A 22388-nucleotide genomic window follows, 5' to 3' on the forward strand; every position below is an offset into this window, starting at 1 on the left:
TTTTAATCCGTAATTAATATCGATATGCTTCTGGTTTGTAAGGGCCTTTTTTATCCAGATTAAGGTATTGCGCTTGTTCGCTGGTTAATTCGGTCAGTTTTGCGCCCAGCTTGCCAAGGTGTAGGCGCGCTACTTTTTCATCCAGATGCTTAGGAAGCACATACACTTTTTTCTGATAACTTTCTCCATTTTGCCAAAGCTCAATTTGCGCCAATACCTGGTTGGTAAAGGAACTGGACATGACAAAGGAAGGATGACCCGTTGCACAGCCCAGGTTGACTAACCTACCTTGTGCCAATACAATAACCCGACGGCCTGTCGGGAAAATGACATGATCCACCTGCGGTTTGATATTTTCCCATTGATATTGCTGAATTGAAGCAATATCGATTTCAGAATCAAAATGTCCAATGTTACAGATAATTGCCTGGTCTTTCATTTTCAGCATATGATCATGACAAATCACCCGAATATTACCCGTTGCCGTCACAAAAATATCCGCCTGATCGCATGCATCCTCCATCGTTACCACACGATAACCTTCCATAGCGGCTTGCAATGCACAGATTGGGTCGATTTCAGTAATCCAGACAGTGGCCCCTAAACCCCGCAGTGATTGTGCGCAGCCTTTGCCCACATCACCATAGCCACATATTACTGCAATTTTCCCGGCAATCATGACGTCAGTAGCACGCTTGATACCGTCCACTAGCGATTCCCGGCAGCCATACAAGTTATCAAATTTAGATTTGGTGACTGAATCGTTAACATTAAACGCGGGGAATGGTAAAGCTTCCCTTTTTTGCATTTCATACAAGCGATGGACCCCTGTGGTCGTTTCCTCCGTGACGCCTCTGATGCTGGCAAGCTTTTCAGAATACCAGTGAGGTTGACTGTTAATTCGTGATTTGATCGCTGCAAACAATACACGCTCTTCTTCATTGGTGGGATTTGCAATAACAGAAGGTTCTTTCTCGGCTTTACTTCCAAGTGTTAGAAGTAAGGTCGCATCCCCCCCATCATCCAGAATCATATTTGCGTTACCGGCTTTGCCATCTTGCGACCATTCAAAAATAAGGTGAGCATATTCCCAGTAATCTTCCAGTGATTCACCTTTATAGGCAAAAACCGGGATATTTTTTGCCGCAATGGCTGCTGCTGCATGGTCTTGCGTTGAAAAGATATTGCAAGAGGCCCAGCGTACCTCAGCGCCTAAAGTAACAAGTGTTTCAATCAATACTGCCGTCTGAATCGTCATATGTAAAGATCCCGCGATGCGCGCCTCTCTCAGCGGTTTCTGGTCTGCATATTCATGACGCAATGCCATTAAGCCTGGCATTTCCGTTTCAGCAATAGCTATTTCTTTTCTTCCCCACTCTGCCAGGGAAATATCAGCAACTTTGTAATCAGTAAATTGGCTTCGAGAAATATCAGCAATTTTCAAATCAGTAGATTGGCCGTTCATAGTTCACATCTCCAAAAATGAACGAGCGCCGTTAGGTTGCTATCCTCATATACTGAGCCTCACGGATAGGTACCCGTTGCAGCGCTCCTCAGTCTACAGGAAAAATTAAGCTTATACTTAAATAAGGTAGGGATAATTTCAGCTAGTCGATTTTGTTCTAAAAATGAAATCAATTAGATGCCAGCATCAGCGCGAAGCTGGGCAGCCATATCCGTTGCTTCCCAGGTAAAATCCGGATCATCCCGTCCAAAATGACCATAGGCAGCAGTTTTTGTATAAATCGGTCGTAACAGATTAAGTCGATGGATAATGGCTCTTGGACGCAAATCAAAATGTTGTTCTATTAGCTTGGCAAGTTTTTCATCTGAAATTTTCCCGGTACCAAACGTTTCAACCATCAGAGAGACCGGGCGAGCCACACCAATAGCATACGCGACCTGGACTTCACATTTAGAGGCAAGTCCAGCGGCCACGATATTTTTTGCAACATGACGTACAGCATAAGCAGCGGAACGATCTACCTTGGAAGGATCTTTACCCGAGAAAGCACCGCCACCATGATGCGCAGCACCACCATAAGTATCGACAATGATCTTGCGGCCTGTTAAACCACAATCACCCATCGGTCCGCCGACCACAAAGCGTCCTGTCGGATTAATCAGATACCGGGTATTTCCATTCAACATTTCTTTGGGAAGTACTGGCTTAATGATTTCTTCGATAACTGCCTCACTCAGGGCAGCATAAGAAATATCTGGATCATGTTGAGTGGAGATGACAACTGTATCTATCCGCTGCGGCTTACCGTCGATATATTTAACCGATACTTGAGATTTGGCATCAGGCCGCAACCAGGGTAAACGCCCGTTTTTTCTTAATTGTGATTGTCGTTCCATCAAACGATGAGCATAATAAATGGGCATCGGCATTAATTGTGGGGTTTCCGCACATGCAAAACCAAACATTAGTCCTTGATCACCTGCACCCTGATCCATTTCTTCTTCTTTACTACGGTTAACGCCTTGTGCAATGTCAGGTGATTGTCTATTAAATGCGGTTAATACAGCACAGGTATTCCAATCAAAACCAATCTCAGAGCTGGTATAACCTATTTTTTTAACGGTTTCACGCGCAATTACATTGTAATCGACTGACGCATGTGTTGTAATTTCACCTGATAGAACAATTAGACCTGTGCTACACATTGTTTCACAGGCAACGCGTGCGTTTGTATCATGACTTAATATAGCATCTAAAACTGCATCTGATATTTGGTCTGCAACCTTGTCAGGATGTCCTTCAGAAACAGATTCAGAAGTAAAAAGATATTCACTCATGTTATTAGAAATTTTTTTAAAGTTGCTCAGTATAGCAAATAGTTTGAAATTAAATAAAAGAATAAAGGAGACCTCTAAAAAATCAAAGTTCTAAACAAGACAAGGTGAGCACCAAAAATGTTGCCACAGCCTATCACTGGTAGGTAAGGAAACATTTTTTGTGAACAACGAAGTATGGTGGCGAAGCGGGGTAAGCAGGCAATCCTCGAAGTGGATGCTCGCAAATATGAATTTTTAGAGGTGCCCTAAAGCAAGATCAGTAAGCTGTATTGATTTCGGTTTTTTTGTTAAAAATAAAAATATATTCCACCAGAACACTATCTTGCGTAATTGCAAGCATTGTTCTGTTTCTAATTGACATTACTCATCGCATTTTCACAATGGTACGTACACGATTTGCACCTAGCCCTACAGGCTATCTTCATATTGGAGGGGCCAGGACAGCCCTTTTTTCCTGGGCATTTGCCCGTAAACATGGCGGTAAATTTATTTTAAGAATTGAAGATACCGATCTTGAGCGCTCAACTCAACTATCAGTGCAAGCCATCCTTGATGGGATGGCATGGTTAGGTCTTGATTATGATGAAGGCCCCTTTTATCAAATGCAGAGATTGGCGCGTTATCATGAAGTGGCTGAGCAATTGCTGCAAAACAATCTTGCTTATCGCTGCTACGCCAGCAAAGAGGAGCTGGATTTGTTGCGAGAACAACAACGTGCTGCAGGGTTGAAACCAAGATACGATGGACGTTGGCGGGATGCAAAACAGCCCCCCCCAGCCGAAGTCAAGCCAGTTATCCGCTTTAAGAATCCCACAGAGGGACATGTCGTCTTTGATGATCTGGTCAAGGGTAAAATTGTGGTAGCGAACAGCGAGCTTGATGATCTGGTTCTGCTGAGAAGTGATGGCATCCCGACTTATAATTTTGGTGTGATAGTGGATGATCTGGATATGAATATCAGTCATGTCATTCGTGGTGATGATCATGTCAACAATACCCCACGGCAAATTAATATTCTTAAAGCACTGGACGCTCCCATACCTCAGTATGCGCATGTGCCCATGATATTAGGAGCAGATGGTGAAAGATTATCTAAACGGCATGGAGCCGTTTCAGTGATGCACTATCATGAAGAAGGCTATTTACCTGAAGCTATGATAAATTATCTTGCACGACTTGGGTGGTCTCATGGTGATGAAGAAATATTCAATACTGATCAGTTGATTGAGTGGTTTGATTTAGCCACAATAAGTCGTTCTCCAGCAAAGTTTAACCCGGAAAAGCTGATGTGGCTGAATCAGCACTATCTTAAAAACAAAGATGATGTGCATATAGCCGAATTGATGACACCGTTTCTTGAGCAAGACGGCTGTCATATCCCAAATCAGCAATATTTATTAAAAGTAATTAATCTGCTGAAAGAAAGAGTCAATACGATTAGCGAACTTGCCGATGCGGCTGTCTATTTTTTTCGCCCACTAGAACCCTCGTATGACCTCAAAGCGCAGTATTTCAATCCGGAGGCAAAATCCATCCTGCTTTATTTAATCGATAAATTTAACTCGCTTGATTGGAACCGTCAGGCTATCCATGATGAAATTAAGAAAGCAGCAGCCACATTTAATGTCAAATTACCAAAGGTAGCGATGCCTTTGCGTATAGTGATAACAGGCGAGACACAAACGCCTTCAATAGATGCCATATTGGAGTTGCTCGGCAGAACAGAAACCCTGAAGCGAATAAAACAACAAATATCTTACTTTCCAGATTGATCTTCAACTTTACAATAACCAAGTGTCCCAGTATAATCCTTTCTCCTTCAGTCGGGGGTATAGCTCAGCTGGGAGAGCGCTTGCATGGCATGCAAGAGGTCAGCGGTTCGATCCCGCTTATCTCCACCAGTATCTCTCGCTAGTCGTTGTAAATATATTCTGGTCCCCATCGTCTAGAGGCCTAGGACATCACCCTTTCACGGTGAGTACAGGGGTTCGAATCCCCTTGGGGACGCCACTATATGAAGGTATTCATGGGAATTCCATTTCCCAATCAAACATGACGCGAAGGCGAGCCGCAGACAGTATCAATCATACGGCAAGGTGAAGCCGACAAAGTCAGTTTTGATTTAGAAATGGAATAAGATTAAACCTTAGCATGAATACCCAATCAAGCAACTACTTCGCTTTCCATTTCACCTGAATAAGAGCGTTCTTGGGAATGCTCGCAAATTTTTTACATCGGTCTCAATGTGAAATCACTTACATTTGCTATTTTAAGACGATTAAGTGATGGCGAGTTTCATTCAGGAACAGAGCTTTCTCAAATTCTGGGGGTATCACGCTCCAGCATCTCAAATGCTTTGCATGATCTTGATCGATTAGGGCTGGTTATTCACAAAATTCAAGGCCGTGGTTATCGCTGGCTTAATCCCGTGCAATGGCTGAACACAGCCATGATTCAGACGCATCTTGCGGGGGAGTCAGATCGCTTTCATATTCAGGTCCTCGACATTACAGAATCTACTAACACTTTACTGCTGCATGAGATCACAAGAAACCATATCATCCATGATGGAAAAATTCATGTCATTGCTGCTGAGTTACAAACTCAGGGACGGGGACGCCGAGGACGGCAATGGTATACAGGCTTAGGAGACAGCCTGACTTTTTCATTATCGTGGCAGTTCCAGCGAGGGGTCAATTTTCTCTCTGGCTTAAGTTTAGCCATTGGTGTAGCAATTATTCGAGCATTAATGGCAGTCGGGATCAAGGGTGTGACGCTAAAATGGCCTAACGATCTGCTGTTTGAGTTTATTAAGCTTGGAGGCGTGTTAATTGAGTTGCAGGGCGACATGCTTGGACCGGCTACGGCAGTTATTGGTATCGGAATCAATCTAAGATTGCCTGATCATATTAAAAATAAGATAGACCAAGAGACGACTGATCTCTATTCCATTGTTCAGGAAGTTCCTGATCGCAATAAATTGTTGGCTGTTTTATTGGGAGAATTGGTGGCGACATTAAATACATTTGATCAGAAGGGCTTCTCGCTATTTAAGGATGAATGGATACGTTATCATGCCTTTGAGAATAAACTGATTGAGTTGCATCTACCAAATGGCTCTATACAGCAAGGTATTGCCCATGGTGTTGCGCCTGATGGATCATTACTGGTAAATACTTTAATGGGCGAGCAAAGCTTCCATGGTGGCGAGATCAGTCTGCGTAAATTAGACTGAAATAAATGCTATGCCTTATCTTCTAGCTATAGATTCGGGTAATACTGCTATCAAGTGGGGGTTACACAATGGTAATGACTGGCATGAACGCGGAAGCGTTACTCAGAATCAACGTGTATTGCTGAGCCAGATTTGGCGAGATGTGCCGGAGCCATCCGCTATTATTGTTTCCAATGTGGCAGGGCCTTCAGCTGAATCGGCACTATTAAATTTGTTTGCTATTTGGAAAGCCATCCCGCATTGGATCTCAGCGGCTGCTGATCAATGTGGTGTTAAGAATCGCTACTCAAATCCAGCGCAATTGGGTAGCGACCGCTGGGCAGCTTTGATCGCTGCATGGAGAATGAAACAACAGGGCTGTCTGGTGGTCAATGTAGGGACTGCTATGACAGTCGATACTCTCTCTGATAGAGGAGAGTTTTTGGGTGGAATTATTTTGCCTGGCTTTGAGTTAATGAAACAGGTATTAGCACACCAGACGGCATTGTTAACTTTAAAAGAAGGTCGCTTTCAAGATTTTCCGGTTAACACGGCAGATGCTATTCACAGCGGAATAGTTCATGCATTGACAGGTACGCTTGACCATATGTATACATTGCTTTCCACTTATCTGGATCGCGATACTATCCACTGTATTATTAGCGGTGGAGGCGCTGCCTTATTGTTACCTTATATTAAAATTCCTACCATGAGTGCGGATAATTTGGTGCTGGAAGGATTAAAGATAATTGCCCAAGAAAAACCTGAAATAGCTTGGTAGAAAATAAGTATATGTCATTATTTCAAAATATCCATTTTTATACTACCGTCAATCGGTTAGTAGACTTACCTCGAGCATCTGGTCTGGAGGTTGCTTTTGCTGGACGTTCAAATGCGGGTAAATCCAGTGCCATTAATACGCTTGCCAAACGTGGTCGTCTTGCTCATGTAAGTAAAACACCCGGCCGAACCCAGCATATCAACTTTTTTCAACTCGGGGATAGTCACTTTCTGGTTGATCTTCCTGGCTATGGTTATGCCAAAGTGCCTTTAGCCATCCGTCAGCATTGGGAGCATCTCCTCAGCACTTATCTGCAGACTCGTGGTGTGCTATACGGCATGGTGCTCATTATGGATATTCGTCACCCTTTAACCAAGCTTGATCTCCAGATGCTGGAGTGGTTTTTGCTCACAAAAAAACCAGTGCATATTCTATTAACCAAAGCAGATAAATTGAGTCGCAATCAAGCGGCTTGCGTGCTGAAAAAAGTAAGACATTTTTTAACTGAACGATATCCACACTGTACAGTGCAGCTTTTTTCCAGCATGATGGGGTATGGTATTGAAGAGGCTACCGCAATTTTAACGGATTGGTTTGGGCCAGCCGGAGCAAAGATTGATCAGCATCATATTGAATTAGAGGCAAAAAAAACCCCGGTTAAAGGGGAAAAACCGGGGGGAATCGCCTTATATCAAAGGCCCCGCCTCAGGGAGGGAAGGCGAGAGACGAGTTAAATATCGCCTCCCCTTAAGAGGCAAAATTTTTTAGTAAGTTCCATATTAATATTTTATTTTTTGATGATCAATCATGTCATTTATTAGTCAATTCCCACAAAAGAGAATGCGGCGATTACGTCGTGACGATTTCTCCCGCAGCTTGGTACGAGAAAATCATTTACGAACAGATGATTTAATTTATCCTGTTTTTGTACTAGATGGAAAGCAACGAAAAGAACAAGTGGGTTCTATGTCGGGTGTTGAGCGATTAAGTCTAGATTTACTCATGCTTCAGGCTGAGAAGTGCTTACAACTTGGAATTCCCGCTATCGCTATCTTCCCGGTGATTGACTCTTCACTCAAGAATTTGACTGCAGACGAAGCACTCAATCCGGAGGGACTGGTGCCAAAAGTTGTCACTCAGTTAAAGAAGAATTTTCCAGAGCTAGGGATTATTACTGATATAGCGCTTGATCCCTATACCAGTCATGGTCAAGATGGTTTAATTGATGCGAATGGTTATGTGATGAATGATGAAACCGTTTCGGTTCTGGCGCAGCAGGCGCTTGTCCATGCCCAGGCAGGAGCGGATGTGGTTGCCCCTTCGGATATGATGGACGGGAGGATTGCTGCTATCCGTGCAGCATTGGATAGCAATAAATTTATTCATGCACGCATTCTTGCTTATTCGGCAAAATATGCTTCCAGCTTTTATGGCCCATTCCGAGATGCAGTAGGTTCTTCCGCCAATCTGCGGTCGGGTAACAAATATACTTACCAAATGGATCCGGCCAACTCGGACGAGGCATTATGGGAAGTTGGGCTGGATTTACAGGAAGGCGCTGATATGGTCATGATAAAACCAGGCTTGCCTTATCTTGATATCGTGCGCAGAGTAAAGGATAAATTTGGCGCCCCTACGCTGGTTTACCAGGTCAGTGGCGAGTATGCTATGCTCAAGGCAGCCGCAATGAATGGCTGGTTAGACGAAGAAGCCTGTGTCATGGAGTCTTTGTTGTCATGCAAACGCGCAGGTGCAGATGCCATCTTGACCTATTTTGCTTTGGATGCGGCTACTTGGCTCAAAAAAAATCTATAAACCTGAGAGATCCTCTTTCAGTATAACTGATTCCATAGCGCTTCTATCGAGTCAAAATCCTCAGTAGGTAACTCAGCCTGAGGGGGGAGCTGTTCGTTGAAAAAATATTCGCTCATCGCTCCTCTCTCTTCTCTCAAGCCGGTTTCCGGATTAATTCTGGCTATCATGATGCCTTGGGGAGGAGTATAAGTCGCAACAGGGATATCTTTTAACGCCTTTTCCATATAGTTTATCCAGATGGGTAAAGCGACACGTCCTCCGGTTTCATTCTTACCCAATGTTTTAGGTTCATCAAACCCCGCCCAGCTTACCGTGACCAAATTCTTCTGAAAACCACAAAACCAGGTATCAATAAAATTACTGGTTGTGCCTGTTTTTCCTGCGATATCCTTGCGACCGAGTCTTTTTGCCATGGTGGCTGTTCCTCGTTGAATCACATCTTGCATCATACTGGTCATCAGAAAGGCATTCCGTGGATCAATCACCTGCTTAGCATTCATCCCGGCAATAACAGGTTGAGCATTTTCAAGAATTCTACCCTCATCATCTTCTATTCTTTCGATGAAGTAAGGATGAATGCGAAAACCGCCGTTAGCAAACGTGGCATACCCAACGGCCATTTGCAGGGGGGTTACAGAGCCTGCTCCCAGCGCCATGGGTAAAAAAGGAGGGTGACGATCACTATCAAAACCAAAGCGAGTAATATAATCCTGGGCGTAGCGCAGTCCAATGGATTGAAGAATTCGAACGGATGCCAGATTTTTTGAATGAGTCAGTGCAACGCGCATGCGTATTGGACCGCTGAACTTGCCATCAAAATTTTTAGGTTCCCAAGACTTGCTACCCGTTTGCGCCGCATCGAAAAATAAAGGCGCATCGTTGATGATCGTTGCGGGTGTAAATCCTTTTTCCAGTGAAGCGGAGTAAATGAATGGTTTGAAGCTGGAGCCTGGTTGTCTCCATGCTTGGGTGACATGATTAAACTGATTGAGATTGAAATCAAATCCTCCGGCCAGAGCACGAATCATCCCATCAATCGGATCAATGGCAACGAGTGCGGCTTCAATTTCGGGAAGTTGGACAATTTGCCAGACATTTTTCTCATTCTTTTGTATCCGGATTAATGCGCCTGGACGAATTCGCTGGTTACCAATCTTAGGGTCATCGGTAAGAAATCTTTTGGCAAACTTGAGTCCATCTCCGCTAATCTGTATCACTTCTCCACCCTTATGATAAGCTTTAACAGAATTTAAGCTGGTGGTTAGCACTACAGCAATGAACATATCGTAGCTATCATGAAATGGTTGCAGCGCTTCTTCCAGATTTTTTTTCAGGTTAGCATCATTTCTGGGTAAATCAATGAACCCTTCTGGGCCTCGATAACCATGACGGCTATCATATTCTAATGCGCCTTTACGCAGTGCTTGATTAGCGGCCTCTTGATCTGATTTTCTTACAGTGGTATAGACTTTAATGCCACGTGTATAGGCTTCTTCACCAAAGCGTTGATATACTGCTTGTCTGGCCATTTCAACCACGTACTCAGCGGGCATGGCAGAATTCCGTACTTGGCGGTGTATGGGTAACGGCTGCTTTTCTGACTTGGCTAATTGTTCGTCGGAAATATAGTCAAGTTCGTGCATCCGCTTCAACACATAACGCTGGCGTATCTTTGCGCGCTCTGGATTAACGACTGGGTTAAATCTTGAGGGGGCCTTGGGTAATCCTGCCAGCATGGCTGCTTCCGCTAAATTAATTTCATCGAGCGATTTTCCAAAATAAGTTTGAGCTGCGGCTGAGAACCCATAGCTTCTTTGACCCAGATATATCTGATTAATATAGAGTTCTAGAATTTTATCTTTACTTAGACTGTGCTCAATTTTAAATGCCAGTAAGGCTTCGCTGAATTTTCTCGTCAAGGTTTTTTCTTTGGTCAGAAAAAAATTACGTGCAACCTGCATCGTAATCGTACTGCCACCTTGAAGCGCGCCTCCTCCACTGAAATTGGAATAAGCAGCTCGCAGAATACCAATATAATCCACCCCGCCGTGCTGATAGAAACGGTCATCCTCAGCGGCCACGATGGCTTGTTTAAGATAGGTGGGTGTTTCGTTAATTTTTACAAAATTTCTACGCTCTTCTCCAAATTCACCGATGAGTAACCCTTCCGCGCTATAGATCCGTAACGGTATCTTAGGCCGATAATCCATCAAAACTTCGAGCGAAGGTAATGTCGGGATAACAACGAGTGCTGCAAAAACGATTAGCAAAACACCAATCATGCTTGCTCCCAGCACTGCTAGAAAGAGATAGGCCAGCCAACGAAATAACATGAGATATAAAATTTCTAACTATGAGGAATAAAAATCAATTGCTAATTATAGAGGGTATATCTGCTGTTTTTGTATAAATCAAACTCTTTTGGAATCTGCCAGAATAGTTTACCCAGCATATCAGTTTGCTAAAGAAAGTTAGATTGACTCGAAGGATTACACATGCCGATGAAAATTTTTGCATGTCATCTGATAATTACAATACCGCACTTTAAAATATTGTTTCTAATAAATCAATGTTGAATAAAAGCTTTGATATCAATCTTAATTTCTTTTCTACCAGATCGTCACGACTCTTAGGGGTCGATATCAGTGCTTCGTCGGTGAAAATGATCGAGCTTTCCATGACTAACAAAGCTGAGAACACATTATGCCTTGAGCGATATGTTATTGAACCGATGCCGAAAGAAGCTATTCTTGATGGAAATATCAATGATCTCAAGGAAGTGGGAGATAGCCTTCATCGTGCATGGAAGCGCATGGAGACACGTGTAAAAAATATCGCCCTTGCACTGCCCGCGGCTGCTGTCATTACCAAAAAAATCATCATGTCCGTTGGGCAACGAGAAGATGATTTGGTCTTTCAAGTTGAAACAGAGGCGAATCAATATATTCCATTTACGCTGGATGAAGTCAATCTCGATTTTCAGGTCATCAGAGCAATACCTGAGAATCCAAATGAGGTAGAAGTCCTGATCGCTGCTGCACGCAAGGAAAAAGTGGAAGATCGGGTTGCTGCTGCATTAACGGCTGGTTTAAAAGCAGTCGTAATCGATGTCGAGCACTTCGCTGCCCAAACTTCTTTTGAGTTAATTGAGCGTCAGTTGCCTGGAGAAGGCAAGGATCAAGTGATTGCACTGGTCGATATCGGTGCGAGCACTACCCGTCTAAATGTTCTTTGCAATGGTGAATTTGTGTATACACGGAATCAACCGTTTGGGGGAGCTCAGTTAACTCAGGAAATTCAGAATCAGTTTAATTTGACATATGAAGAAGCGGAAGCAGCCAAGCGCAATGGGAGTTTACCCAACAGCTACCAGACGAATGTGTTGCAACCTTTCTGCGAAACACTTACGCAGGAGGTGAAACGTGCTTTGCAGTTCTTTTTTACTTCTACCCAATATACCCGGATTGATTATATTTTTCTTTGTGGCGGATGCGCAACAGTTCCTGGTTTGGGGGAGATGATGACTGAATGTACCCAAGTGATGACACAAATCGCTAACCCTTTTGTCAATATGGAGCTATCTAATCGTATCCCCCTCAAGCAGCTGAAAGCAGATGCACCCCTATTAATGACTGCCTGTGGATTGGCAATGCGGGGCTTTGATCCATCATGATTCGCATTAATTTACTTCCGCACCGTGAACTTAAACGTAAGGCACGCCAGCAGCAGTTTGCCATGCTGGCTGGAGTTGCTTGTGTTCTTGGCATACTGACTATCTGGGCAGGGCATGAGGCTATTCTGGGAAAGATTGAGTATCAGAATAGGCGTAATCAATACCTGCAGAGTCAAATTGCTATTCTCGATAAGCAAATTGTAGAAATCAAACAAATCAAGCAGCAACTCAAGGAAGTGCTCGCACGCAAAGAGGTCGTAGAAGCATTACAAGTCAATCGCACGCATGTTGTTTATATGTTAGATCAGCTGGCTAGACTAGTGCCAGATGGGGTATATCTCAAGAGTCTCAAGCAAACTAATGAGCACATCCATCTTTCTGGCTATGCGCAATCAAATGCATGGGTATCTACCTTAATGCGGAATTTGGACGCGTCACCCATATTTGAATCTCCTCTATTGATCGAGATCAAGGCAGTTAATGTCAATAATGTGCGTATGAATGAATTTGATTTGAATGTGAGGCTCACCGAATTATTGACTAGCTGGGATAATGGATCTACGCCAGCGCATATTTCCAATTAGCTGATTCCATTTCCAAATCAAAAATGGTGCGAAGGCGAGCCGCAGACAGTATCCATCATACGGCAGGGTGAAGCCGGCAAAGGCAGTTTTGATTTAGAACTGGAATAAAAAGGGGGATGAGGATGAATTTATCAGAACAATTGCGGCTACTTAACCCCAATGATCCCGGTAGCTGGCCGGTAGCCATTAAGGTCTGTGCATTGATCAGTTTGCTGGTGGCAATTGTTGCAGTAGGTTATTTTCTGGATTGGCAGGAGCAGTCAGAAATGCTTGAAAGGGCTGAAGCAGAGGAAGTGACGCTTAAAGAAACTTATCTGATCAAAAAAAGAAGCGCGGTTAATTTGGATATTATGCGGCAGCAATTACAGGAGATCGAGCAGACACTCAGTTTGATGCTGAAACAATTACCCAATAAATCTGAAATAGATGCTTTGCTGGTAGATATTAATCGGGCTGGTTTAGGACGGGGATTGCAATTTGAGTTATTCAAGCCCGCAGCGAGCGAAACGATCAAGGAAATTTATGCTGAATTACCCGTAACGGTACGTGTCATGGGTAACTATCACGACATCGGTGCTTTTGCCAGTGATGTTGCCCAATTACCACGGATTGTAACGTTAAATGAGATCAATATTACTCCCGGGAAGGAGCAAAATCTGGTATTGAACGCTGTCGCAAAGACCTTTCGCTATCTTGATGATGAAGAGCTTGCTAATCAGGTCAAGAGCAACAGTGGGGGAAATAAATGATTAAGTGGTTTCCTCATTTATGGCGTATATGGCTTGTTATCGTTTCGGTCTCGGCCTGTAGTGAAGGGACCTACAGTGATCTTGAAGAGTTTGTGAACCAATCTGGAGAAGGGTTGCGTGGCAAGGTCGAGCCATTACCTCAGATCAGGCCTTTTGCTCAGTTCAATTATGAAGCATTTAACGTTTCCGATCCTTTCAATGCACAAAAAAACATTCCATCCAGCAAGCATGACACGCTTCAGCCTGATCTGAAACGACGTAAGGAAGCGTTGGAGAATTTTCCGCTGGAAAATCTGACCATGGTAGGAACATTGCAGCGAAACAAGCAAATTTTTGCATTAGTGAGAACGCCTGATAATACTGTGCATCGTGTCAAGGCTGGTAATTACTTAGGCCAGAATTTTGGATTGATTACCAATATTTCCGAGACAGAAATCCAGCTAAAAGAAATCGTACAAGATGGTGTCCATGTTTGGATCGAGCGCCTGAGTACGCTCGTATTGCAAGTGCAGGCGCAGAAATAATGAGAAGGATGATAGCAAGAGAGCTTTTCTACGGGTGGCGATATGCTGCCTCCCAACTCATACTATTATTGATATTATTTCAGGTTCCCATCGTCGCGGCCGATAATCCGGCGCGTGTGGCATCAAAGCAGCAGAACAGAATCAGTGGAATCGATGTGGTTAGCAATCGAAACAGACAAATCATAGTGAAAGTATCGCTTGATCAACTGCTTGATACAGCGCCTGTAGGGATTTCTTTGAACAATCCGGATAGAATTTATTTTGATTTTATCAATACGGTTAATGCACTGGGTAAAAGAGTACAGGCAGTAGAGGAAGGAGATTTGAAGAGTATTGATATTGTTCAAACTGAAAACCGTACCCGCCTGGTGATGAACTTGTTAAAGCCTATGATCTATGAGACTAAAATGGTAGGAAATCAACTGTTTATTTCACTAAATGGACTCAATGCAAAAAAAACTGCCCATGCTCCCGTTCATCCTTTTAACAGCGTAGATATGCAGGAGAAGAAGCTGTTGAGCCTGCAAGATATTGATTTCAAGCGTGGCCTGAATGGCGAGGGCCGTGTGGAAGTCGATCTTTCCGCCCCAGGCATCGGCGTCGATGTCCGTCAACAGGATAACCGGATCATGATCGAATTCATCAACGCTTATTTGCCTCCTCATTTAGAGCGGCGTGTGGATGTGGTAGATTTTGGCACACCAGTGCAAACTATAGAAACCATGACACAAGGTAATAACGTACAGATGGTCATCAAACCCAAAGGACGGTGGGAGCATACCTCCTATCATGCAGGGGCGAGATTTATTCTGGATGTCAAGCCGATTGTTGAAAGCGAAGATGTGCCTGCCCACAGGAAATTGCTCACAGGAGGGTATACTGGCGAGAAACTATCGCTTGATTTTCAGAATGTGGAAGTTCGCTCAGTTTTGCAGGTTCTGGCTGAGTTTACTAATCTCAATATTATTGCCAGCGATTCAGTTAAAGGAAGTCTTACTTTGCGTCTGAAAGATGTCCCCTGGGACCAAGCTTTGGATATTGTACTTCAGTCCCAGGAGCTCGATAAACGGCGAGTAGGTAACGTCATTTTTATTGCTCCACGTGAGGAATTAGCTGCCAGGGAAAAAACCGAACTGGAGTCTCGTCAGCAAATTACTGAATTAGAACCTTTGCATACTGAGACTTTCCGATTAAATTATCGGACAGCCAGTTCAATTCCTCTCAAAGGGATTTTGAGTCAACGTGGAACGGTAGAAGTTGATGATATCAGTAATACTTTGACCGTCACCGATATTCCTATCAGACTGGCAGAGGTCGCCAAACATATCAGAAATCTTGACACTCCTGTGCGTCAAGTCATGATCGAGTCCCGTATCGTGGTCGCAACGGATACCTTTAGTCGCAATCTAGGTGCCCGGTTTGGCGTACAAAGTGCTCATCAGATCGGAAACCGTAATCTGGGAATCTCCGGCAATCTGGACAGCTCCAGCGCACTTGCTACTGGCGCTGCCCCGGGCGGTGGCCAGAATCTTAACGTCAATTTACCGGCTGCTGCGATTGCGGGTGCAGCAGGGGGGCCGGCTGCTTTAGCGCTGAGTTTAATCAAGATCAATGATGATTCGCTGATCAATCTGGAATTATCTGCACTGGAATCAGACAGTAAAGGTAGAGTGATTGCCAGTCCACGCCTGGTTACAGCTAACCGTGTAGAAGCAACCATTGAGCAGGGAACCGAAATACCTTTCCAGATTGTCAGCCAGCTCGGAAGGCCGCAGATTCAGTTCAAAAAAGCTGTGCTGGCCCTCAGGGTAACGCCACAGATTACTCCGGATGACAACATTATCATGAAGCTGCAAGTTAATCAGGACACCCGTGGTCAAGATACGCCTGCTGGTCCAGCGATTGACACTAAACAAATTACGACTGAAGTTCTCATTGAGAATGGTGGCACCGTAGTAATTGGTGGGATTTTCGAGCGAGCAGAAAATGTTGCGAATAACAAAGTGCCTTTGCTCGGTGATGTGCCGATAATCGGTAATATCTTCAAGAATAATTCAAGACGGGATGATAAGCGGGAACTGCTGATTTTTGTCACCCCTCGGATTTTGAATGAAAATTTAAGCATACGTTAAACCATTAAAGCTGGATTTTGCAGCTAATGGCTAGCTCGGTTGTTAAGAGAATCCATATAGTAGTCTTTCTTATCGATTGCATGCTTGTCCTCCTGTTTTCGCTGCTGTACCAATATGCACCACAGCCGGCTCAGAAATCGAGGCTAACATTTCCCGTTTGCGATAAACCCAAGCTGTCGCCAAGCCTCGTAGATTACGATGGAAACAGCATTAGCAAGATTCAAGCTGCGACGGTCAGGCAGCATGGGAATATGAATACGTTGCGTATTGGAAAAACTCTCCAGAATTTCAATCGGTAATCCACGGGTTTCTGTACCAAACAGAAAAACATCTTGAGGGTGATACTTAACCTGATCATAGCGCTGGGTTCCTTTGGTAGACACCGCAAAAATACGCCGTCCTGGTAAGCTACGCCTGCATTCTTCCCAACTTTTGTGTAACACGACATGAGCAAATTCATGATAGTCGAGTCCGGCCCGGAGCAGCTGCCTGTCATTCAGAAGAAACCCTAACGGTTTGATCAGATGAAGTGTAGCGCCTGTATTGGCACAAAGTCGGATGATATTGCCCGTATTAGGAGGAATCTCAGGTTGATAGAGAATAACATTCAGCATAAGGCCTATTCTATAACATAGTCTGATGATGCTCAGTGGCGTTGATTAAAGCGGATGGGCATTGCTCTAGCGATCACCCATACACTCACCCCGGTTGCGCCTTGTTTACGTACCACCTTGGCCAATTCATTCAATGTGGCACCGCTTGTCATGACATCATCCAGTAAGGCAACCTGCTTATGTGCGAGACTCGTCGTACATTCAAACGCATTTCGTATATTAGTTAGCCGTTTCTTCCACGATAACTCAGTTTGAGAAAACGTGTCTCTGGTACGCACACAAGCATGAGGCAGCAAAGGCACATTGATTTGTCTGGATATATGTCGACTTATTTCTAGCGCCTGGTTAAAGCCTCTTTCCTGTAATTTAGTCGGATGGAGCGGAACAGGAATGATGACATCGGGCAGAGGGCAATGATTCATTTTTGCGAGCAATAGATTAGCCAAGATGGGCGCCACAGTCAGGTTACCCTGATATTTAAGCGAATGAATCATGGCATCGATGGGAAAAACGTATTGTAGTGCTGCAAGCGCATGTGTCCATACTGGCGGATGCTTGAGGCAATTACCACAAATACAGGAACCTTTTGTGGGCAATAAGCACAAAGGACAATGTTCAGAAGGTAATTGGGGTAAGCTCTCACGACAGGCACGACACAGATCGCTTTCGCAGTCTGCCAGGCATAAAAGACAATGGGTTGGGAACAGGGTTTGCACAAAATTTAATCGCCTGTTCAAAAATTTTGAAAGAAAATTTGACAATTGAAGCGTGATCCTTGATGATTCTTGGCACTCTATTATAGATCGAGCAAAATTTTCTGACCTTATCATGATTGAATCCAGTACCAAGTCTGTTGCAAACGAAAAAAAGTACTCTAGGGGTGAACAACAGGATCACAGCCGTATGGCACCATGGAGCGTTCCACAAATCCAGGCCTTACTGGATCTCCCTTTCACTGATTTGGTTCATCAAGCGCAAACCATTCATCGGCAATACCATGAGGCCAATGCTGTTCAATTATCTACGCTGATTTCTGTTAAAACAGGTGGCTGCCCGGAAGACTGTGGTTACTGTCCCCAGGCCGCGCGCTATCATACCGGTGTGGAGAATCAGGATATGCTGTCGCTGGATACCGTTGTGGCCGCTGCCCAGGCAGCCAAGGCGGAAGGTGCGACACGATTTTGTATGGGAGCAGCCTGGCGTGGCCCCAAACAACGTGATATTGATAAAATGAGCGAGATCATTGGGGCTGTGAAGGTGCTGGGACTTGAAACCTGTGCGACTTTGGGCATGCTGAAACCGGGGCAGGCCGAGCAGCTCAAACAGGCTGGTTTGGATTATTACAATCATAACCTGGATACCTCACCCGAGTTCTATGAAGAAATCATTAGCACACGCGACTACCAGCATCGCCTCGATACCCTTGAGGAAGTGCGCAAGGCAGGCATCAATGTGTGCTGCGGCGGGATTGTGGGTATGGGGGAATCCCGGCTGGCTCGCGCTGGATTGATTGCCCAGCTGGCCAATCTGGATCCTTATCCTGAATCAGTGCCGATCAATTATCTGGTGCAAGTTGAAGGGACCCCGCTTTATGGTACGGATCCCCTTGATCCGTTCGAGTTTGTACGTACCATTGCAGCCGCCCGTATTACGATGCCGAAAGCGATGGTCAGGTTATCTGCAGGCAGGCGGCAAATGTCAGAGGCGGTGCAGGCATTATGTTTTCTGGCGGGCGCTAACTCCATTTTTTATGGAGACAAGTTGCTGACGACAGGTAATCCCGAAACAGAGAGCGATAAAGCCTTATTTGACAAATTGGGGTTACGCACCCTCTAGCCGGGAACAGGCATGCTAACACATCTCTCAGCCAAACTGAGGGAACGCGAAAACGCGGGGTTATCCCGTCGCCGGTTGATGCTCGACGGCCCTCAGATGGTTCATGCTGCGATTGAGGGAACGCATTATCTTGCTTTCTGCAGCAATGATTATCTAGGCCTCGCCAACCACCCCGCATTAATTGAAGCGGCCTGTGCGGGCGCTCAACGTTATGGCGTGGGATCAGGTGCATCCCATCTGATCTGCGGCCATTCTCTGGCTCATCATACGCTCGAGGAAGCGTTGGCCCATTTTGTAGGGCTACCCCAGGCATTATTGTTCTCTACCGGCTATATGGCGAATATGGCAGTGATCACGTCGCTGGTCGGTCGTGGCGATGCGATTTTCGCCGACAGGCTCAATCATGCTTCTCTCAATGATGCAGCGCTGCTTTCCAAGGCCACCTTTAAGCGTTATCCCCATCTTGACTTGACAAGGCTGGAAAGGTATCTGGCGAACTCAGACGCAAGTGGTAAACTCGTCGTCACCGATGCTGTGTTCAGCATGGACGGTGACATCGCTCCTGTCGTTGAACTATTGGCGCTATGTGAGCAGTATGATGCCGGGTTGTTACTGGATGATGCTCACGGCTTCGGCATACTCGGGAAAAACGGTAACGGTGTGACGCATGCGTTTGGTAAATTTAATGTGCGCTCACCACATTTGGTTTACATGGCCACACTCGGTAAAGCAGCGGGTGTTTCTGGTGCTTTTGTCGCGGCTCAACCCGATATAATAGAAACACTTATCCAATTTGCGCGCCCTTATGGTTATACCACCGCTACGCCTGCATTATTGGCGCATACCCTCATGACCAGTTTGTCATTGATCAAGCAGGAAGCATGGCGACGTGAAAAATTAATCAAACTTATCACGCAATTGAAAACCAGCCTGCACTCATTGCGTTGGCCATTAATGCCTTCCATGACGCCCATTCAGCCATTGTTGGTAGGAGGCAATGACGAGGCCATGCATTTAAGTGCAGCGTTACGTGACAGAGGCATCCTGGTACCTGCCATCCGCCCGCCTACTGTTCCGGAGGGAAAAGCGCGCTTGCGCATTTCCTTATCAGCGGCCCACCGGGAGGAAGATGTTGAGCAGTTGAGTGAAACATTACATGATTTGGCAAAAATCATCTCATCATAGAAAATAGTCATGTGATATGAGTCGGCTACATGTAGAAATTTCAGGCAAAGGGCCTGATCTCGTGATGTTGCATGGCTGGGCAATGCACAGTGGTATCTGGGGCGGTATCCGCGATCAGCTGGCGCGGCATTTCCGGTTGCATTTGGTGGATCTGCCTGGTCATGGCCAGAGTTCAATGTGGGAATCCTATTCACTCGAAGCCATCGTAGCCAGTGTTGCGGAGATTTTGCCAGCGGAAAGCATCGTTTGTGGCTGGTCACTCGGCGGACAGGTAGCCCTCAAGCTGGCTTTATCTGTCCCCACGCAAGTGAGTCAGCTTGTTCTGGTCGCGACCACCCCCTGTTTTGTCAAACGAGTGGATTGGCAGTGGGGAATGGATCAATCTACGCTGCTGCTTTTTATGGAAAATCTGGAGCATCATTATACCCAGACGCTCAACCGTTTTTTTACCCTGCAGGTCAACGGTGGATGTGATATGACACAGGTATTAGCGCAAATACGTGACCATTTTTTCCAACATAAGCAACCTGATGGTCACGCGCTCAGGGCTGGTTTACAGATCCTGCTGACCACCGATTTACGGGAAAAATTAGCGGATATTTCTCAACCTGTCTTACTGTTGCATGGAGAAAATGATGTGATCACGCATGTGGATGCAGCCAAATGGATGCACCAGCAATTGCCTCACGCAAGATTAGTCAGCTTTCCACACTGTGGTCATGCCCCGTTTTTATCGCATCCGAATCAATTTATAACCAGCCTGTATGATTTATGATCACATTTTAGATAAGCGTCAGTTGCGTCAAGCATTTGAACGAGCTGCAGCCAGCTATGATCAAGCGGCCGTTCTGCAGCGGGAAGTGGGGGAGCGCATGCTCTCGCGCCTTGAATACATCAAATATACACCCGATTGGATACTGGATATGGGCAGCGGTACCGGCTATGGCAGCCGTAAGCTTATCGAGCGCTATCCGCATAGCAAACTGCTGGCCCTGGATATCGCACTCGCGATGCATTTGCAAGCGCGTCAACCTGTTCCCCGATGGCAGCAATGGTTACCGTTGGGTAAGCGCGCTATGACGCATTATGTGGGTGCGGATATCGAGCAGCTTCCACTGCGCGATGCATGCGTCGATATGATTTGGTCAAATCTAACCATTCAGTGGTGTAACGATCTCAAGCAGACCTTTGCCGAAACCCATCGTGTTCTGAAAAAAGGGGGACTGCTGATGTTTAGCACCTTCGGCCCGGATACTTTGAAAGAATTAAAGCAGGCCTTTAAAACAGTGGACAGTTACAACCATATCAATCGTTTTACAGATATGCACGATATCGGCGATCTGCTGGTGTATAGCGGCTTTGCCACGCCGGTCATGGATATGGAATACATAACGCTCACTTACCAGGAAGTGATGGATATCATGCGTGATCTTAAAACCATCGGTGCGCATAATGTGACGCATGGCAGACAGCGAGGCCTGACCGGGAAAGGGAGATGGCAACAAGTCGTGAAGCATTACGAATCATTCCGTCAGGCAGGCAGGCTGCCGGCGACTTTCGAAGTGGTCTATGGTCATGCCTGGAAACCAGAGCCACGACAAGCAGTTCTCAATCCAGAAACCAGACGGAAGCTCGGTCTGGAATAAATGGTTATTCCAATCCCCATCAAATATGACGCGAAGGCGAGCTGCAGACAGTATGCATCATGCGGCAAGGGGAAGCCAACCAGGTCGGTTTTAATTTAGCAATGGAGTTAAACACTATGCCAGCAGGCTACTTCGTAACCGGTACGGATACCGCTGTCGGTAAAACGCTCACAAGTTGCGCGTTGCTATATGCGTTTGCCAGGGCAGGTAAAACGGTGATTGGGATGAAGCCAATCGCAGCAGGGTGCGAAAACGGTCAATGGATGGATGTGGAACGCCTTGTTGAGGCCAGCAACGTATCAGCAGCACGTGAATGGATTAATCCTTATGCGTTAGTGCCGCCGATGGCACCACATATCGCGGCTGAGCAAACAGGTCTCGTGATTGATATAACCGCTATTCAGCAGGCTTTTCAAGTGCTGCAGCAAATGGCGGAAATGGTCATTGTCGAAGGGGTCGGGGGATTTCTGGTACCGTTGGATGACCGCTACGATAGCAGCGATTTGGCGCGCGCATTGAAATTACCGGTGATACTGACAGTAGGATTGCGGCTGGGTTGTCTCAACCATGCCTTGTTGACTGCCCGGGCTATTCATGCAAGCGGGTTAACCCTGGCAGGCTGGGTCGCTAACCAGATTGATCCTTATATGGAATGCCAAGCAGAAAACATTCGTGCCTTGCAACAACGCCTGGATTGTCCTCTGCTTGGTGTTTTGCCGTTTAATGAACAAATAGAGGCAAAAGAATATGCTGAGTTGCTCGATATCTCGCAGCTTATTCCATTGCCCAATCAAACCTGACCTGGTCAGCTTCGCCTGGCCGCATGATGGAAC

20 protein-coding genes, 2 tRNA genes and 1 riboswitch are annotated in these 22388 nt (G+C 45.4%); of the genes, 17 read left to right on the top strand and 5 right to left on the bottom strand.

What is annotated here, in order from left to right; all coding sequences use genetic code 11:
- Window positions 1–13 precede the first annotated feature (13 nt).
- On the bottom strand, window positions 14–1465 hold the full coding sequence (ahcY, locus tag BM283_RS08575) for an adenosylhomocysteinase (protein ID WP_090692051.1): 1452 nt from the start codon (window positions 1463–1465) through the stop codon (window positions 14–16).
- A 16-nt stretch (window positions 1466–1481) separates the two neighbouring features.
- Window positions 1482–1561, bottom strand: a riboswitch (S-adenosyl-L-homocysteine riboswitch).
- A 77-nt stretch (window positions 1562–1638) separates the two neighbouring features.
- Entirely contained in the window at window positions 1639–2802 is a 1164-nt protein-coding gene (gene metK / locus BM283_RS08580; protein WP_090692054.1) for a methionine adenosyltransferase, read from the bottom strand.
- Between the two features lie 380 nt (window positions 2803–3182).
- On the opposite strand from metK, the gene gltX reads away from it, so the two are divergent.
- The 7 genes from gltX (at window position 3183) to hemB (ending at window position 8612) form a co-directional block, all read left to right on the top strand.
- Entirely contained in the window at window positions 3183–4574 is a 1392-nt protein-coding gene (gltX, locus tag BM283_RS08585; RefSeq protein WP_090692055.1) for a glutamate--tRNA ligase, read from the top strand.
- Between the two features lie 53 nt (window positions 4575–4627).
- Window positions 4628–4703: transfer RNA gene (locus tag BM283_RS08590), tRNA-Ala, on the top strand.
- 33 nt (window positions 4704–4736) lie between these two features.
- Window positions 4737–4812: transfer RNA gene (locus BM283_RS08595), tRNA-Glu, on the top strand.
- A 235-nt stretch (window positions 4813–5047) separates the two neighbouring features.
- The gene (locus tag BM283_RS08600; RefSeq protein WP_090692058.1) at window positions 5048–6037 is read left to right on the top strand and encodes a biotin--[acetyl-CoA-carboxylase] ligase; all 990 of its coding nucleotides are present in this window, start codon (window positions 5048–5050) and stop codon (window positions 6035–6037) included.
- Between the two features lie 10 nt (window positions 6038–6047).
- Entirely contained in the window at window positions 6048–6797 is a 750-nt protein-coding gene (locus BM283_RS08605) for a type III pantothenate kinase (RefSeq protein WP_090692060.1), read from the top strand.
- A gap of 11 nt (window positions 6798–6808) precedes the next feature.
- The gene (yihA, locus tag BM283_RS08610; RefSeq protein WP_090692061.1) at window positions 6809–7531 is read left to right on the top strand and encodes a ribosome biogenesis GTP-binding protein YihA/YsxC; all 723 of its coding nucleotides are present in this window, start codon (window positions 6809–6811) and stop codon (window positions 7529–7531) included.
- Window positions 7532–7604: 73 nt separating this feature from the next.
- Window positions 7605–8612, top strand: a complete 1008-nt coding sequence (gene hemB / locus BM283_RS08615) for a porphobilinogen synthase (RefSeq protein WP_090692064.1) — start codon at window positions 7605–7607, stop codon at window positions 8610–8612.
- A 17-nt stretch (window positions 8613–8629) separates the two neighbouring features.
- On the opposite strand, the gene BM283_RS08620 is transcribed toward hemB, so the two are convergent.
- Window positions 8630–10945 (bottom strand): penicillin-binding protein 1A, encoded by a 2316-nt coding sequence (locus BM283_RS08620; RefSeq protein WP_090692067.1) that lies wholly within the window; start codon window positions 10943–10945, stop codon window positions 8630–8632.
- Window positions 10946–11181: 236 nt separating this feature from the next.
- Here BM283_RS08620 and BM283_RS08625 point away from each other — a divergent pair, with 236 nt between their 5' ends.
- The 5 genes from BM283_RS08625 (at window position 11182) to BM283_RS08645 (ending at window position 16274) form a co-directional block, all read left to right on the top strand.
- Entirely contained in the window at window positions 11182–12285 is a 1104-nt protein-coding gene (locus BM283_RS08625) for a pilus assembly protein PilM (RefSeq protein ID WP_090692068.1), read from the top strand.
- Window positions 12282–12869 carry a PilN domain-containing protein gene (locus BM283_RS08630; RefSeq protein ID WP_090692071.1) on the top strand — a complete coding sequence of 196 codons (588 nt, stop codon included), beginning with the start codon at window positions 12282–12284 and terminating at the stop codon, window positions 12867–12869. Before BM283_RS08625 ends, BM283_RS08630 begins: the two co-directional genes overlap by 4 nt.
- Before the next feature lie 122 nt (window positions 12870–12991).
- Entirely contained in the window at window positions 12992–13618 is a 627-nt protein-coding gene (locus BM283_RS08635) for a type IV pilus inner membrane component PilO (RefSeq protein WP_090692074.1), read from the top strand.
- Window positions 13615–14142: a pilus assembly protein PilP gene (locus BM283_RS08640; RefSeq protein WP_090692077.1), complete on the top strand. Its 528-nt coding sequence runs from the start codon at window positions 13615–13617 to the stop codon at window positions 14140–14142. The genes BM283_RS08635 and BM283_RS08640 overlap by 4 nt, the downstream gene beginning before the upstream one ends.
- Window positions 14142–16274, top strand: coding sequence for a type IV pilus secretin PilQ (locus BM283_RS08645; RefSeq protein ID WP_254776289.1), 2133 nt, complete (start codon window positions 14142–14144; stop codon window positions 16272–16274). The genes BM283_RS08640 and BM283_RS08645 overlap by 1 nt, the downstream gene beginning before the upstream one ends.
- A gap of 143 nt (window positions 16275–16417) precedes the next feature.
- Here the strand turns inward: BM283_RS08645 and trmL are convergent, their stop codons facing one another.
- Both trmL and BM283_RS08655 read right to left on the bottom strand, forming a co-directional pair.
- Complete coding sequence (trmL, locus tag BM283_RS08650) at window positions 16418–16888, bottom strand: tRNA (uridine(34)/cytosine(34)/5-carboxymethylaminomethyluridine(34)-2'-O)-methyltransferase TrmL (protein WP_090692082.1); 471 nt, start codon at window positions 16886–16888, stop codon at window positions 16418–16420.
- 32 nt (window positions 16889–16920) lie between these two features.
- Window positions 16921–17604, bottom strand: coding sequence for a ComF family protein (locus BM283_RS08655; RefSeq protein WP_254776290.1), 684 nt, complete (start codon window positions 17602–17604; stop codon window positions 16921–16923).
- A 187-nt stretch (window positions 17605–17791) separates the two neighbouring features.
- Here BM283_RS08655 and bioB point away from each other — a divergent pair, with 187 nt between their 5' ends.
- The 5 genes from bioB to bioD all read left to right on the top strand — a co-directional run bounded on the left by bioB (window position 17792) and on the right by bioD (window position 22355).
- Window positions 17792–18724: a biotin synthase BioB gene (gene bioB / locus BM283_RS08660; protein ID WP_254776291.1), complete on the top strand. Its 933-nt coding sequence runs from the start codon at window positions 17792–17794 to the stop codon at window positions 18722–18724.
- 12 nt (window positions 18725–18736) lie between these two features.
- Window positions 18737–19909 carry an 8-amino-7-oxononanoate synthase gene (gene bioF, locus BM283_RS08665; protein WP_090692087.1) on the top strand — a complete coding sequence of 391 codons (1173 nt, stop codon included), beginning with the start codon at window positions 18737–18739 and terminating at the stop codon, window positions 19907–19909.
- A 16-nt stretch (window positions 19910–19925) separates the two neighbouring features.
- Window positions 19926–20684, top strand: coding sequence for a pimeloyl-ACP methyl ester esterase BioH (gene bioH / locus BM283_RS08670; protein ID WP_090692090.1), 759 nt, complete (start codon window positions 19926–19928; stop codon window positions 20682–20684).
- Complete coding sequence (gene bioC / locus BM283_RS08675; RefSeq protein ID WP_090692091.1) at window positions 20674–21555, top strand: malonyl-ACP O-methyltransferase BioC; 882 nt, start codon at window positions 20674–20676, stop codon at window positions 21553–21555. Before bioH ends, bioC begins: the two co-directional genes overlap by 11 nt.
- A 116-nt stretch (window positions 21556–21671) precedes the next feature.
- Complete coding sequence (gene bioD, locus BM283_RS08680) at window positions 21672–22355, top strand: dethiobiotin synthase (RefSeq protein WP_090692112.1); 684 nt, start codon at window positions 21672–21674, stop codon at window positions 22353–22355.
- Window positions 22356–22388: the final 33 nt, after the last annotated feature.

The sequence above is a fragment of the Nitrosomonas sp. Nm34 genome, assembly GCF_900113925.1.
Classification (GTDB): Bacteria; Pseudomonadota; Gammaproteobacteria; order Burkholderiales; family Nitrosomonadaceae; genus Nitrosomonas.